Below are 14,406 nucleotides of genomic sequence, written 5' to 3' on the forward strand. Positions count from 1 at the left end.
GACTACCCTGGACGTCGTGACTGAGTCTTCCGCCGCACCGTCGACCGCCGCCGCGCCCGGGTCCGTCCGCGTGCGCTTCTGCCCGTCGCCCACCGGCACGCCCCACGTCGGCATGGTGCGCACCGCGCTGTTCAACTTCGCCCACGCGCGACACACCGGCGGCACGTTCGTCTTCCGCATCGAGGACACGGACGCCGCCCGCGACAGCGAGGAGAGCTACGCCGCGATCCTCGAGTCGCTGCGGTGGCTGGGCCTCGACTGGGACGAGGGGCCCGAGGTGGGCGGGCCGTACGGCCCCTACCGGCAGTCCGAGCGCAAGGACCTGCACCTGGACCTCGTGCGGCGCCTCGTCGAGGGCGGCTTCGCCTACGAGGCCTTCTCGACGCCGGAGGAGGTGGAGGCGCGGCACGTCGCCGCCGGCCGGAACCCGAAGCTGGGCTACGACAACTTCGACCGCGACCTCACCGACGAGCAGAAGGCCGCCTACCGCGCCGAGGGCCGCAGCCCCGTCGTGCGGCTGAAGATGCCCGATCATGACTTCACCTGGAACGACATGGTGCGCGGCGAGACCACCTTCGCCGCGGGCAGCGTGCCCGACTTCGCCCTCACCCGCGCGAACGGCGACCCGCTGTACACCCTGGTCAACCCCGTCGACGACGCGATGATGAAGATCACGCACGTCCTGCGCGGCGAGGACCTGCTGAGCTCCACGCCGCGGCAGATCGCGCTGTACGAGGCGCTGGAGGCGATCGGCGTCGCCGATCGCACCCCCGAGTTCGGGCACCTGCCCTTCGTGATGGGGGAGGGCAACAAGAAGTTGTCCAAGCGCGACCCCGAGTCCAACCTCTTCCACCACCGCGACCGCGGCTTCATCCCGGAGGGCCTGCTCAACTACCTCGCCCTGCTCGGCTGGGGTATCTCGGCGGACAACGACGTCTTCAGCGTCGAGGAGATGATCGCCGCCTTCGACGTGCACCGGGTGAACTCCAACCCGGCGCGCTTCGACCAGAAGAAGGCGGACGCGATCAACGCCGAGCACATCAGGCTGCTCGCGCCGGCCGACTTCGAGGCGCGCCTGCGGGCCTTCCTCGTCGAGCGGGGCTTCGTCGACGGTGCCCGCCTCGGCCCCGAGGGCGACCCCGCTTTCGCGACCGCGGCCGAGCTGGTGCAGACCCGCATCGTCGTGCTCTCGGACGCCTGGGACCTGCTGAAGTTCCTCTACGTCGACGAGGCCGACTTCGCCGTCGATCCTGCGGCTGCCGCGAAGAACATCAAGGCCGATGCCGGCCAGGTGCTCGACGAGAGCATCGCAGCGCTCGACGGGCTCACCGACTGGACGACCGAGGCCATCGAGGGCGCCCTCAAGGGCCGGCTCATCGACGAGCTCGAGCTCAAGCCGCGCAAGGCCTACGCCCCGATCCGCGTGGGCGTCACGGGCTCGCCCATCAGCCCGCCGCTGTTCGAGTCGCTGGAACTGCTGGGCCGCGAGCGGACGCTGGCGCGCCTCGCTGCGGCCCGCGTCCTCGTGCCCGCGGACGGTGCCTCCCCGCAGTAGGGGATGACCTGGCGATTTGGCGTTCCCAGTGCGGCTGGGTAAGCTGGATCGCGGCTCAAAACGAGGTCGGAAACGACCTCGGGGAGAGTCATTGGCCTATGGTGTAATTGGCAACACAGCTGATTCTGGTTCAGCCATTCTAGGTTCGAGTCCTGGTAGGCCAGCGTGACAGCGCCCTCCGCGTGCGGAGGGCGCAGTCCTAGCCCCCGTCGTCTAGCGGCCTAGGACGCCGCCCTCTCACGGCGGTAGCGTGGGTTCGAATCCCATCGGGGGTACGTTCGATGCAGGTGTGCTACCTTCATCGACATCGTCGAGGCGCCTCGTGCGCGTCGGCAGCAGTTCTAGCCCCCGTCGTCTAGCGGCCTAGGACGCCGCCCTCTCACGGCGGTAGCGTGGGTTCGAATCCCATCGGGGGTACAGCGGAAGGCCCGGATCATGTGATCCGGGCCTTCGTCGTTCCTCCCCCGGCGCTATGCGCTTCGACTGGTCCATGATCGGTCCGGGGCTGTGCTCGACGGATCCTGTCGAGAACGATTCGCTGGGGTTCGGGTACCGGGTCGCAACGTCGCCGCGATGATCCGCGACCCGGTGGCGCCGGCCCCGGGCCCGGCGTCGTACCGGTGTTCGCCGGCGGGTGGCGCACGATGGCGCCGACCGCCCCGCGCGAGGGGCGGCACAGTGTCAGAGCTGGCCGATCACGTCGAAGTCGCAGCCCTCCGCCCTCGCCAGGTACATGCGCTGATGCGCGTGGCCGTCGCGGAGCGCCATGTCGCCGCGGGCCCCCTCGTAGTGCACACCGCCGACCCCTGCCATGATGTCGCGGACGTCTGTGCTGCGCACCGTCGACAAGAGGGACTCGAGTAGCAGCATTCCCTCGAAGCAGGATTCGCCCATCGACGTCGGAATGCAGGCATTGGGGCCGAAGCGGCCGAAGTAGCGGGCGCCGAACTCCATCGACTCGGACGTCACCACGGAGTCGAAGTAGCCCGCCGAGGCGAACAGGTCGCGCGTGGCGTCCGGGCCCGAGGCCATGAGCATGTGCTCGTCCATGAGCGGCGAGTAACGCACGAAGGCACCGTCGAGGCCGGCCGCCGCGAAGGCCCGGTTGAACTCGACCGCGTCCTGCCCGAGCAGCAGCATCAGGACGCCGTCGGCGTCGGAGCGCGCGATGGCGGTGATGACGGCCGAGAAGTCCCCGGTGCCGACGGGGACGAAGCGCGCACCCACGAGATCGTCGCCGAGGCGCCGGGTGAACCGGACGCAGGCCTTCGCGCTGTCGCGGGCCCAGAGGTAGTCGCTGCCTACGATCCACCACCGGCGTAGGCCCCGTTCCCGGCGGAGCCATTCGAGGGCGGGGAGGATCTGTTCCTCGGGCGTCTCGCCCGTGAGGAAGACGCCGGCCGTCGACTCGCCACCTTCGTAGAGCGCGGTGTAGACATAGGGAACCCGCAGGTCGATCCGAGCGGAGAGCGCGCGCCGCACGTCGGAGGTATGCCAGCCGACGATGGCGTCGATCTCGCCCGCCGCCACCAGGGACTCGACCTCGCGGGTCACATTGGCCACGCCGGTGGCGGAGTCGATGGGGCGCACACCCAGTTCGCGCCCGAGGATCCCGCCCCGGGCGTTGATGTCGTCGGCGGCAAGCGTCGTGCAACTGAGGCACGACGGGCCGAACAGCCCCGCGGGGCCGCCTCGGGGATATAGCAAACCAACGGTGTACTCGCTCATGGACGTCCGCTCGTCTGAAGTCCTGCACTACGGACCAGTGTGGGGACGAGCCTACGCGGAGCGCGCCCGCACCCAGGAAAGAACGCGATACAGTGGTCGCGGATTGCGATGAAACAGTCGAGGATCGGGGCGGACATGGACGCGAGCGCGGACCTGCGCGAGGCGCCGGCGCGCACCGCTTTCGCGGCCGTGTGCGAGGCCGACGATCTGATCCTGAAGGTGCTGACCCCCACCCTCGCCGAGCACGACCTCACCGTCGAGCACTTCCGCGCGCTGCGCCTGCTGGCCGCGGTCGAGGGTGCCACGGTCGGCGAGTTGGCGGCCCGGACGGGCACCACCCCGTCGTCTACCACGCGCCTGGTCGACCGCCTCGTCGAGCGCAACCTGGCGTACCGTCGGCCCGCTCCAGGCGACCGGCGCAGCGTCCTTCTGACGATCTCCGACACCGGCCGTGAGGTCTTCCAAGCACTTGTCCTACGCCTGTCGTAGCCCTATCCACCTGCATTTTCCCTGAATCCGCTGCGCGTCTCGAGTTGCCCGCCAATACTACCGATCAGATATAGTGCCGAATCGGTAATAAAATCGGGAGTCGCGATGACCACACTCGGATTGCTCTTCGTCGGAGCTGTTCTGTTCGTCAACGGGGCCTGGTTCCTCGGGGCGATCTCGGCCCGTGAGGCGGGCGTCTTCAACCTCTTCGTCGGGGCGATACAAGTCGTCCTGCCGACCCTGGCGATCGTCGCCGCCGACGGGGATCTCGGCGGGGTCTTCGGGGCGGGGTCGAGCTACCTGTTCGGCCTCACCTACCTCTACGTCGGTGTCAACAACCTCATGGGCAACGACGGCCGCGGCCTCGGCTGGTACTCGCTCTTCGTAGCAGCGATGGCTGTCGTGTTCGGCATCTTCTCCATCTCTTCCGATCCCGTCTTCGGCGTCATCTGGTTCGTCTGGGCTGTCATGTGGCTGCTGTTCTTCGTCATCCTGGCCTGCGGGAAGACCTCGCTCATGCCCTTCACCGGCTGGCTGATCCTCATCGGATCGCACCTGACGGCGACGATCCCCGCGCTGCTGGCCTGGCGGGGGAGCTGGCCCACGAGCACGTCGGCGGCTCTGTGGGCGGTGGTGATCGCCGTCGCGCTCGTGGTGCTTAGCGCCGTGGCGGCGCGGGTGCTGCCGTCGCTGCCGGCCCCGGCGTCCGCGCCCGAGTCCGTGCCCGTCGCCGCTGCCGCTGCCGCTCCCGAGGCTGCCTGATCCTTCAACCCCTGCTCTGTAACGACATCAACGAAAATCAACGAAAGGTCCCACCATGCGTCATGGAGACATCTCCTCCAGCCCGGACACCGTCGGCGTCGCCGTCGTCAACTACAAGATGCCGCGCCTGCACAACCGCGAGGAAGTGATCGCCAACTGTCACAAGATCGCCGAGATGGTGGTGGGCATGAAGGCCGGCCTGCCCGGCATGGATCTTGTGGTGTTCCCGGAATACTCGACTCAGGGGATCATGTACGACCCTGACGAGATGTACGCCACCGCCGCGGCCATCCCGGGAGAGGAGACACAGATCTTCTCGGAGGCCTGCCGCAAAGCCGGTACCTGGGGCGTCTTCTCGATCACGGGCGAGCAGCACGAGGACCACCCGAACAAGCCGCCCTACAACACGCTGATTCTGGTCAACGACCAGGGCGAGATCGTGCAGAAGTACCGCAAGATCATCCCATGGGCCCCGATCGAGGGCTGGTACCCCGGTAGCTCGACGTACGTGGTGGACGGCCCGAAGGGCCTCAAGGTCTCGCTCATCGTGTGCGACGACGGCAATTACCCCGAGATCTGGCGAGACTGCGCGATGAAGGGTGCCGAGCTGATTGTCCGGTGCCAGGGCTACATGTACCCCGCGAAGGATCAGCAGGTGCTCATCGCCAAGGCGATGGCGTGGGCGAACAACTGCTATGTCGCGGTGGCGAACGCGGCCGGATTCGACGGCGTGTACTCGTATTTCGGGCACTCCTCGATCATCGGCTTCGACGGCCGCACGCTCGGCGAGACCGGCGAGGAAGAGTACGGCATCCAGTATGCGCAGCTCTCGGTGTCCACCATCCGCGATGCCCGCAAGCACGACCAGTCGCAGAACCACCTGTTCAAGCTGCTCCATCGCGGCTACACCGGCATTCACGCCGCCGGCGAGGGTGACAAGGGTGTCGCCGACTGCCCCTTCGACTTCTACAAGCTGTGGGTGACCGACGCCGAGGCCGCGCGGGAGCAGGTCGAATCCTTCACGCGTGACACCATCGGCGTCGCCGACTGCCCCGTCGGAACCTTGCCCACCGAGAAGACTCGCGAGGCGTAGACCGTGCCCTTCATCACCGATCGTCTGGCCGCCGAGGGTGTCGTCCTCGGCGGCCGGGAGGCCACCCGCCCCGCCGACGCCGAGTTCGCTAAGGCGGCGGTCGGGCGGGTCGACGCGGCGCGGATCCTGGCGCAGCTGCGCGCCAACGTCTTCGGGCAGGACCACGCGATCGAGTCGATCTTCAAGACCCTCTCGGTGGTGCAGGCGGGCCTCACGGACAAGACCCGTCCGCTCGCCAGTCACCTGCTGGTCGGCCCCACCGGGACCGGCAAAACCGAGATCGTCCGCCAGCTCGCGTCGGCGTTGCGGACGGGACCGGACGACTTCTGCCAGGTGGACATGTCGGCCATGGCGCAGGAGCACTACGCCGCGTCCTTCGCCGGCGCGCCGCCCGGGTACTCGGGTTCCAAGGAGGGGCTCAGCGTCTTCGACCGCGATCGCATCGAGGGCACTGTCTCCATGCCGGGGATCGTGCTCTTCGACGAGGTGGAGAAGGCGCACACCACGGTGCTGCGGGCGCTACTGCACGTGCTCGACCGGGGGCAGCTGACCCTCGCGAACGGACAGCAGCGCTACGACTTCCGCAACTGCCTGGTGTTCATGACCTCCAATCTCGGCAGCCGCGAGCTGCGCGCCGAGCAGGAGCGTCCGTGGCACCGGGCCGGGCGCTCGGTCTCGCGGCTGCTGCCCGCGCCGGCGGGGGAGCGGGTGGACCGCGTCCTGGAGGGGCGTCTCGACCGGATCTCGGAGCAGTCGATCGCCCGGTTCTTCGATCCCGAGTTCCTCAACCGGATCGACGAGGTCACGCTCTTCGAGGAGCTCTCCCAGGACACCGCGGCCGAGGTGGCCCGGCACGAGCTGGAGATGTTCGCGGACCGGGCCCGCAAGCGGGGCGTGGACCTGACGATCGACGACGCGGTCGCCGCCCATCTGGTGGAGACCGGCTTCGACCCGGTGTACGGGGCGCGTTCCATCCGGCGCGCGATCCGGCACGACGTCTGGCCCATGGTGGCCGAGGCCGTCATCGCGCACCGCGCGGCGCGCATGGCGGACACCGCGAGCCGCGTCTCCGCCGTCCTCATGGTGGACGGTGCCGCGGTGCGCTGCCGGGTGGGAGGGCCGGCCGAGTAGTGACTCAGATGCGGCGCTGCAGCGCCTCGGCGGCCTGCAGCAGATCCGCCGCCCAGCGGGCGCCCGGGCGTCGGCCCATGCGGTCGATGGGGCCCGACACGGAGATCGCCGCGATCACCTCGCCGCGGGGATTGCGGACCGGCGCTGAGACGCTGGCGACCCCGGACTCGCGTTCGCCGGAGCTCTGCGCCCAGCCGCGCTTGCGGACTTCGGCGAGCGCGCGGTCGCTGAAGAAGGAGTCGGTCCGGGGGTCCGCCCACGCCGCGAGCACTTTCGCGCCCGAGCCGGCGGTCATCGGGAGGCGGGATCCCACCGGTACGGTGTCGCGCAGGCCCGAGGGCGGCTCGGCGGCGGCGATGCACACCCGGTGATCGCCGTCGCGGCGGTAGAGCTGCACGGACTCCCCGGTGATCTCGCGCAGCCGGGGCAGGACCATCGCCGCCGTGTCGACGAGCGCGTCGGCGGTGCTGGCCGCGAGCTCGCGCAGCGCGGATCCGGGCCGCCACAGGCCGTCCCCGTCCCGGGTGAGCAGTCCATGTAGTTCCAGTCCGACGGCCAGACGGTGCGCCGTCGCCCGCGGCAGGCCCGTGCGGCCGCACAGCTCGGCGAGGCTCGCCGGCTCCTCGGCGGCCGCGCGCAGCACGGCGACCGACTTGTCGAGAACGCCGATGCCGCTCACCGGGGCGAGGCTTTCGGGGGCGTCCGACGGTGCGGTATCATTTCCCATAGTTCGATACTAGGCTCTCGCATGGTGGGATTCAACGCGCAGCCCGCGGCCACCGGCGGAGCGAAGATCATGGAGCAGGTGGGAAGCATGCAGCCGCGCACAATGGCCGAGAAGGTCTGGGATCAGCACGTCGTCGTCAAGGGGGAGGGCGAGGGCGCCTCGCGTGAGCCCGACCTCATCTACATCGACCTGCACCTCGTGCACGAGGTGACCAGCCCGCAGGCCTTCGACGGCCTGCGCCTGGCGGGCCGACCGGTGCGGCGCCCCGACCTCACCATCGCCACCGAGGATCACAACGTGCCTACCGACACGCTGGTCCAGCCCATCGCCGACGAGGTCTCCCGCACCCAGGTGGAGACGCTGCGCCGCAACTGCGCTGAGTTCGGCGTGCGCCTACATTCCATGGGCGATGGCGAGCAGGGCATCGTCCACGTGATGGGGCCGCAGCTCGGTCTGACCCAACCGGGTATGACCGTCGTCTGCGGCGACAGCCATACGTCCACGCACGGCGCGTTCGGCGCCATCGCCATGGGCATCGGGACCTCGGAGGTCGAGCACGTGCTGGCCACTCAGACCCTTCCGCTCAAGCCCTTCAAGACCATGGCCATCAACGTCTCCGGTGAGTTGCAGCCCGGCGTCACCTCCAAGGACCTGATCCTGGCGATCATCGCCAAGATCGGCACCGGCGGCGGCCAGGGCTACGTCCTGGAGTACCGGGGCAGCGCCATCGAGAAGCTCTCGATGGAGGCCCGGATGACCATCTGCAACATGTCGATCGAGGCCGGTGCCCGGGCCGGACTGATCGCACCCGACCGGATCACCTATGACTACCTCGAGGGGCGCGATCACGCGCCCAAGGGTGCGGATTGGGACGCGGCGATCGAAGCCTGGGACGCCCTCCGCACCGACGAGGGGGCGACTTTCGACGCCGAGGTCGACATCGACGGCAGCGCGCTCACCCCCTTCGTCACCTGGGGCACGAACCCCGGACAGGGCCTGCCGCTCAGCGCCTCGGTGCCCGATCCGGAGTCCTTCGGCTCGGACGGCGAGAAGGAGACCGCCGCGAAGGCGCTGCAGTACATGGGCCTCGAGGCGGGCACCCCGCTGCGCGACATCGCTGTGGACGCAGTCTTCGTCGGCTCGTGCACCAACGGCCGGATCGAAGATCTGCGCGCCGTCGCCGAGATCCTCCGCGGCCGCAAGGTGGCCGACGGTGTCCGGATGCTCGTCGTCCCCGGGTCGATGCGCGTGCGCGCCCAGGCCGAGGAGGAGGGTCTGGGGCAGGTCTTCCTCGACGCCGGAGCGGAATGGCGGCAGGCCGGCTGCTCGATGTGCCTGGGCATGAATCCGGATCAGCTCGCCGCCGGCGAGCGCTCCGCGTCCACGTCGAACCGCAACTTCGAGGGCCGCCAGGGTAAGGGCAGTCGCACGCACCTGGTGTCGCCGGCGGTCGCCGCTGCGACGGCCGTCCGCGGCACCCTCTCCGCCCCGGCCGATCTGGCCCCCGTCGCCGGCGCGTAGCGCCCGCCCGTCCGCAGTCCAAGGAGAACGAGCATGGAAGCCATCGTCACCCACACCGGCATCGGCGTGCCGCTGCGCCGCACCAACGTCGACACCGACCAGATCATCCCCGCTGTCTACCTCAAGCGCGTGACCCGCACCGGATTCGAGGACGGACTGTTCTCGGCCTGGCGCGGCGATCCGAACTTCATCCTCAACATCCCGCCCTACGACCGCGGCTCGGTGCTCGTCGCCGGACCGGACTTCGGCACCGGCAGCTCCCGCGAGCACGCCGTGTGGGCGCTCATGGACTACGGCTTCCGGGTGGTCATCTCGTCGCGTTTCGCGGACATCTTCCGCGGCAACTCGGGCAAGGCGGGCCTCGTGGCCGCTCTGGTCGAGCAGGAGAACGTCGAACTGCTCTGGAAGGCCCTCGAGAACGATCCCGGGCTGGAGATCACCGTCGACCTCGAAGACAGGACGGTGACCGCGGGGGACTTGGTAGTTCCCTTCACGATCGACGATCCGGTCCGACACCGACTGATGGCCGGTTTGGACGACATCGGCATCACCCTGCAGCAGGACGAGGCGATCGCCGAGTTCGAAAATCGCAGGCCTGCATACAAACCCGTGACTCTGTAGCTCGAAACCCGTCAGTGGCGGCACCGGATCGAACCGGTGCCGCCACTTGTCATTCCGACACATCTTCGATCAAATCTGGCGTGGCTCTTGGATTGAATGCAATTCTGCGTTTACGGTGTCCCTAGTTGGCTCAGCGGTGAGCCTCCGACCACAGAGGGAAGATCGTCCATGAACAAGGCAGAACTGATCGAGGCGCTCACCGAGAAGCTGGGCACTGACCGCCGGACCGCCGGCGCCGCCGTCGAGGCGATCGTGGACACGATCGTCCGTGCCGTCCACTCCGGTGAGTCGGTGACCATCACGGGCTTCGGCGTCTTCGAGCAGCGCAAACGCGCCGCCCGCGTCGCCCGCAACCCCCGCACCGGCGAGACCGTGAAGGTCAAGCCCACGTCCGTGCCCGCCTTCCGTCCCGGTGCGCAGTTCAAGGCCGTGATCTCCGGTTCGGCCAAGCTGCCGGCCTCGGGTCCCGCCGTCCGTCGCAGCTCGGCCACCGCGGCCGCGCCCGCCAAGAAGACGGCGGCGAAGAAGGCCCCGGCGAAGGCCGCTAAGGCGACCGCGAAGAAGGCCCCGGCGAAGGCGACCAAGGCTCCCGCCAAGAAGGCCCCGGCGAAGACCACGCCGGCGAAGAAGGCCGCGACCAAGGCTCCCGCCAAGAAGGTCGCGACCAAGGCCCCCGCCAAGAAGGCCCCGGCGAAGACCACGCCGGCGAAGAAGGCCGCGACCAAGGCCCCCGCCAAGAAGGCCGCGACCAAGGCCCCCGCCAAGAAGGCCCCGGCCAAGGCCACCCCGGCGAAGAAGGCCGCGACCAAGGCTCCGGCCAAGAAGGCTCCGGCCAAGAAGGCTCCCGCCAAGAAGGCCGCTAAGAAGTAACCCGACCCCGTCGGACCCACTGCCCCTGGACGCCTCAGTGCTCCAGGGGCAGTGGGCTGTCGATGTGGTCCATGGTCAGCAGGCGCCCGCCCTCGGTAGTGAGGACCCACACGCTGGCCTTGCGGTTGCGGGCTGCCGGAAGGCGCACGTCGTCCGCCCCCGCCCACCACGCGGTGAGATCCGGGATCACGCCGCCCTGGCTGCACACCACGGGCACCGTGCCCGATTCCTCGCCCATTCGCGCGATCTCGCGGATCCGGCGACGGGCCGCCACCGGATCGCGGGCGTACGCGGTCTCCGACATCGTCGGCTCCTCCACTAGAGGCAGGCCCGTCTCGGCCGCCAGCGGCTCCAGGGTCTGCAGGCACCGCACCGGTGGCGCGGAGAGCAGGCGCCCGGGCCCGAACGTCCCCAGCAGGTCCACGAGGGCCTCGGCCTGGGCCCGCCCGTTGCTGTCCAACGGCCGCGCGAGGTCGTCTCCCTGGTAGCCCTGCTTCCGGCCGGCCTTGGCGTGCCGGACGATCAGCATCGTCGCCGTGGAGCGCGGTTGCTTGCCGAAGGTCCGCAGGATCCGCCTGTCGATCGGGTAGGTCAGCAGTGCCGTCGCCGTCTTCACCGATGCCCAACGCAGCTCGTCGGTCTCCTCGTTCGGCGCGAAGACACCGGAACCCGCCAGGGCCGACCAGTATCCGACGCGCTTGCGCACCGTCGCCCTGCCCGGGCCATGCCGCTTGCGCCGGGGCACGTCATACGACACCTGGCCGACGGCGCGCACGAACCGGGCGGAGAAGCCAGTCTCCTCGACGACCTCGCGTAGCCCGGCCACGACGGGGTGCTCGTCGGGCTCCACGTGTCCCTTCGGGAGCGACCAGTCGTCGTACCGCGGGCGGTGCACCACGGCCACTTCCGGGCCGTCCGGGGTGGGACGCCACAGCACGCCCCCGGAGGCGCGGACGACCGCGCCCTCGCCTCCGCCGCTCACCGCAGGCTCGCGCGGTGCGCGCGCATCAGTTCCCGCTGGTGATCTCGGACGGCCTCGCCCGAGACGGGGGAGGCGTTCCAGTTCCCGTCACCGTCGAGCACCCAGCAGCGGGTGGCGGGATCGAGTGCGGAGTCGAACATCTCGCCCAGTTGCCGCGCGAGGCGCGGATCCTTCACCTGCGCCATCACCTCGACGCGACGGTCGAGGTTGCGGTGCATCATGTCGGCGCTGCCGATCCAGAACTCGTCGGCGCCGCGGAAGTGCAGGATCCGGGAGTGTTCGAGGAACTGCCCGAGAATCGATCGGACGGTGATGTTCTCGCTCACCCCCGGGACGCCGGGCCGTAGCGCGCAGATGCCCCGGACGACGACCTCGACTGGCACGCCCGCCTGACTCGCGCGGTACAGCGCATCGATGATCTGTTCGTCCACCACGGCGTTGGCCTTGAGCTGCACGCCGGCAGGCTTGCCCGCGCGCTGCAGCTCGATCTCGCGATCGATCCGCTCCACGATGCCCGACCGGATGCCGTGCGGCGCCACCATCAGGTTGCGGTACTCCTCCTTGCGGGAGTAGCCCGTGAGCCGGTTGAACAGGTCCGTCAGGTCCGCGCCCAGATCGGGATCGGCGGTGAAGAGGCCGACGTCCTCGTACAGCCGCGCGGTCTTGGGGTTGTAGTTACCCGTGCCGATGTGGCAGTACCGGCGGATCGTCGAGCCCTCGCGGCGGACCACCAGGCAGGTCTTGCAGTGGGTCTTGAGGCCCACCAGGCCGTAGACCACGTGCACCCCGGCCTGCTCCAGCTTCCTGGCCCACTTGATGTTCGCCTGCTCGTCGAAGCGGGCCTTGATCTCGACCAGGGCGACGACCTGCTTGCCGGCCTCGGCGGCGTCGATCAGCGCGTCGACGATCGGCGAATCGCCCGACGTGCGGTACAGGGTCTGCTTGATCGCCAGCACATGGGGATCCGCCGCCGCCTGCTCGATGAACCGCTGCACGCTGGTCGAGAAGGAGTCGTACGGGTGATGGACCAGGACGTCGCCCTCGCGAAGCGTGGAGAAGACGCTCTTGGGCGTCTCCCGCTCACCGAACGCGGGGTGGGTCACGGGGACGAAGGGCTTCTCCTTCAGATCCGGCCGGTCCACGCCGTACAGCTCGAACATGCAGTTCAGGTCCAGCAGACCGGGCACGGTGATGACATCGGCCGGGTCCACGTCCATCTCGCGCAGCAGCAGCTCGAGCATGTGCTCGGACATATCCTCCGCCACTTCGAGGCGGACCGGCGAGCCGAAGCGGCGCCGCGCGAGCTCCCGCTCGAGGGCCTGCAGCAGATCCTCGTCGCGGTCCTCCTCGACCTCGAAGTCCGCGTTGCGTGTGATGCGGAAGACGTGGTGCTCGGACACCGTCATCCCCGGGAAGAGGACATCGAGGTGCGCGGAGATCAGGTCCTCGAGGGGGAGCACCGCGTGGTCCATCCGCTCGCTGCGGACGGAGACCATCCGGGCGACGTTATCCGGCACCTTCACGCGGGCGAAATGCTCGCCGCCCGTGGATGTGTCGACCACTGCCACGGCCAGGTTCAGAGACAGGCCCGAGATGTACGGAAAGGGGTGCGCGGGGTCGACGGCGAGCGGCGTGAGCACGGGGAAGACCTGCGTGTGGAAGTACGCGGAGAGGTTGTCGCGTTCGGCCGTCGAGAGATCCGTCCAGCTGACCACCGAGATGCCCTGCGCCGCCAGCTCCGGGCGCACCGCGTCGCTGAACACCAGGGCGTGCTTGTGCGAGAGCTCCTGGGTTCGCTGGGAGATCAGCCGTAACTGCTCGCGGGGCGAGAGACCGTCGGCCGAGCGAACCGAGAGGCCCATCTGGTCGCGGCGCTTGAGCCCGGCCACCCGGACCATGAAGAACTCGTCCAGGTTCGAGGCGAAGATCGCCAGGAACTTCGCGCGGTCCAGGAGCGGCAGCGAGGCGTCCTCCGCCATCGCCAGAACCCGGGCGTTGAAGTCGAGCCAGCTCAGTTCCCGGTTGAGGTAGCGGTCTGCGGGCAGATCACTGGGCACCTCGGGCGGTGCGGCGGGCGGCGCGGTCGGGATCGCGGTCGGCCGTCCGGACGGCGGGACGGCCGGCTCGGCCACCGCGCTGCTCGGGACGGAGGTCGGTTCTGCGGAGGGGGCGGGGGGCTCGGTCGTCACGGTTCCATTCTGGCGTACCGGACGCAGGCATTCGACGTGAAGTCCCGATCGGCCGCCGCGAGGACCGCCGCAGTGTGCACTCCGAGGTGTCCCGCCGCGGCGAGGTCCCGCGGTGTATCGACGTCCGTGCGCAGGCCGGGCCAGGGGCCGGAGTGACGCGCGGCGCCTCCGGACCGGTGCGCCGCCGCGGAATCCGGGCCGAAGGCGGCGCGCAGCTCGGTCCCCGGTGGTGCGTAGAGCGCCGCGGTCCCGGTCCCTGCGTGATCGGGCACGAAGCCCCGTCGGCCTGCCGTTGCCGCGAGGAACTCCCCGAGCTCCGTGGCGGTGATCCCCGGTAGGTCCGCCTGCAGCGCGAGAACCGCGACCGCCGGGCCGTGGACCGCCCGGGCGGCGCGGGCGCCCGCCTCGAGCGCGGCGTTCAGCCCGCCGGGCTCCGGCTCGTCGACGGTGCGCGCACCGGCGGCGACCGCCGCGGCGCGGACGTCGGGATCGGGCGAGACCACGTGCACCCCGAGGACCCCGGGCGCGGCGGCGGCCGCGGCGAGGGTGTCCAGCAGCATCGCCAGCACCAGCCCCGGGACGGTGTCCCGCAGGCCGTCGCCGGGCGCGGCGAAGCGGGACTTGGCTGCGTCGAGCGACTTCACGGCGGTGACCACCACGACGGCGGGGCGCTCGGCGGCCCCCTGCGGTGAGCTCATGGGCACCAATGTAGGCGTGCGGAACCGAACCCGCCGCGTG

General features: G+C 69.7%; 13 protein-coding genes and 3 tRNA genes. 11 read left to right on the top strand and 5 right to left on the bottom strand.

Annotated elements, in window-relative coordinates; genetic code table 11:
- Positions 1-16 precede the first annotated feature (16 nt).
- From gltX to HNP44_RS18165, 4 genes are all read left to right on the top strand, one after another.
- Positions 17-1,555: a glutamate--tRNA ligase gene (gltX, locus tag HNP44_RS18150; RefSeq protein WP_310437696.1), complete on the top strand. Its 1,539-nt coding sequence runs from the start codon at positions 17-19 to the stop codon at positions 1,553-1,555.
- A gap of 92 nt (positions 1,556-1,647) precedes the next feature.
- Positions 1,648-1,719 (top strand) — tRNA-Gln (locus tag HNP44_RS18155).
- A gap of 38 nt (positions 1,720-1,757) precedes the next feature.
- Positions 1,758-1,830, top strand: a tRNA-Glu gene (locus tag HNP44_RS18160).
- Positions 1,831-1,899: 69 nt separating this feature from the next.
- A tRNA-Glu gene (locus HNP44_RS18165) sits at positions 1,900-1,972 on the top strand.
- A gap of 264 nt (positions 1,973-2,236) precedes the next feature.
- Here the strand turns inward: HNP44_RS18165 and HNP44_RS18170 are convergent.
- Positions 2,237-3,283, bottom strand: a complete 1,047-nt coding sequence (locus HNP44_RS18170) for a substrate-binding domain-containing protein (protein WP_259142680.1) — start codon at positions 3,281-3,283, stop codon at positions 2,237-2,239.
- Positions 3,284-3,418: 135 nt separating this feature from the next.
- On the opposite strand from HNP44_RS18170, the gene HNP44_RS18175 reads away from it, so the two are divergent.
- From HNP44_RS18175 to HNP44_RS18190, 4 genes are all read left to right on the top strand, one after another.
- Positions 3,419-3,772: a MarR family winged helix-turn-helix transcriptional regulator gene (locus HNP44_RS18175; protein ID WP_259142681.1), complete on the top strand. Its 354-nt coding sequence runs from the start codon at positions 3,419-3,421 to the stop codon at positions 3,770-3,772.
- Positions 3,773-3,877: 105 nt separating this feature from the next.
- Positions 3,878-4,534 (top strand): AmiS/UreI family transporter, encoded by a 657-nt coding sequence (locus HNP44_RS18180; RefSeq protein WP_259142682.1) that lies wholly within the window; start codon positions 3,878-3,880, stop codon positions 4,532-4,534.
- Between the two features lie 55 nt (positions 4,535-4,589).
- Positions 4,590-5,627, top strand: a complete 1,038-nt coding sequence (locus HNP44_RS18185) for an aliphatic amidase (protein ID WP_259142683.1) — start codon at positions 4,590-4,592, stop codon at positions 5,625-5,627.
- A 3-nt stretch (positions 5,628-5,630) separates the two neighbouring features.
- A complete protein-coding gene (locus HNP44_RS18190) occupies positions 5,631-6,758 on the top strand; it encodes an AAA family ATPase (protein ID WP_259142684.1) in 1,128 nt (375 codons plus the stop codon).
- Between the two features lie 4 nt (positions 6,759-6,762).
- Here the strand turns inward: HNP44_RS18190 and HNP44_RS18195 are convergent, their stop codons facing one another.
- Positions 6,763-7,485, bottom strand: a complete 723-nt coding sequence (locus HNP44_RS18195; RefSeq protein ID WP_259142688.1) for an IclR family transcriptional regulator — start codon at positions 7,483-7,485, stop codon at positions 6,763-6,765.
- A gap of 87 nt (positions 7,486-7,572) precedes the next feature.
- On the opposite strand from HNP44_RS18195, the gene leuC reads away from it, so the two are divergent.
- From leuC to HNP44_RS18210, 3 genes are all read left to right on the top strand, one after another.
- A complete protein-coding gene (gene leuC, locus HNP44_RS18200; protein WP_259142973.1) occupies positions 7,573-9,006 on the top strand; it encodes a 3-isopropylmalate dehydratase large subunit in 1,434 nt (477 codons plus the stop codon).
- Positions 9,007-9,039: 33 nt separating this feature from the next.
- Positions 9,040-9,627: a 3-isopropylmalate dehydratase small subunit gene (gene leuD / locus HNP44_RS18205; protein ID WP_259142690.1), complete on the top strand. Its 588-nt coding sequence runs from the start codon at positions 9,040-9,042 to the stop codon at positions 9,625-9,627.
- Positions 9,628-9,795: 168 nt separating this feature from the next.
- Positions 9,796-10,497, top strand: coding sequence for an HU family DNA-binding protein (locus HNP44_RS18210; protein WP_259142692.1), 702 nt, complete (start codon positions 9,796-9,798; stop codon positions 10,495-10,497).
- Between the two features lie 34 nt (positions 10,498-10,531).
- Here HNP44_RS18210 and HNP44_RS18215 read toward each other — a convergent pair whose 3' ends face one another.
- The 3 genes from HNP44_RS18215 to cofC are packed head-to-tail and all read right to left on the bottom strand — an operon-like array spanning position 10,532 to position 14,366.
- Entirely contained in the window at positions 10,532-11,479 is a 948-nt protein-coding gene (locus HNP44_RS18215; protein WP_259142694.1) for an NUDIX hydrolase, read from the bottom strand.
- Positions 11,476-13,611 (bottom strand): RNA degradosome polyphosphate kinase, encoded by a 2,136-nt coding sequence (locus HNP44_RS18220; protein WP_259142980.1) that lies wholly within the window; start codon positions 13,609-13,611, stop codon positions 11,476-11,478. The genes HNP44_RS18215 and HNP44_RS18220 overlap by 4 nt, the downstream gene beginning before the upstream one ends.
- Before the next feature lie 53 nt (positions 13,612-13,664).
- Positions 13,665-14,366 (bottom strand): 2-phospho-L-lactate guanylyltransferase, encoded by a 702-nt coding sequence (gene cofC / locus HNP44_RS18225; protein ID WP_374758801.1) that lies wholly within the window; start codon positions 14,364-14,366, stop codon positions 13,665-13,667.
- Between the last annotated feature and the right edge of the window lie 40 nt (positions 14,367-14,406).

This window comes from Tsukamurella ocularis, from assembly GCF_024807615.1.
Lineage (GTDB): Bacteria > Actinomycetota > Actinomycetes > Mycobacteriales > Mycobacteriaceae > Tsukamurella > Tsukamurella ocularis.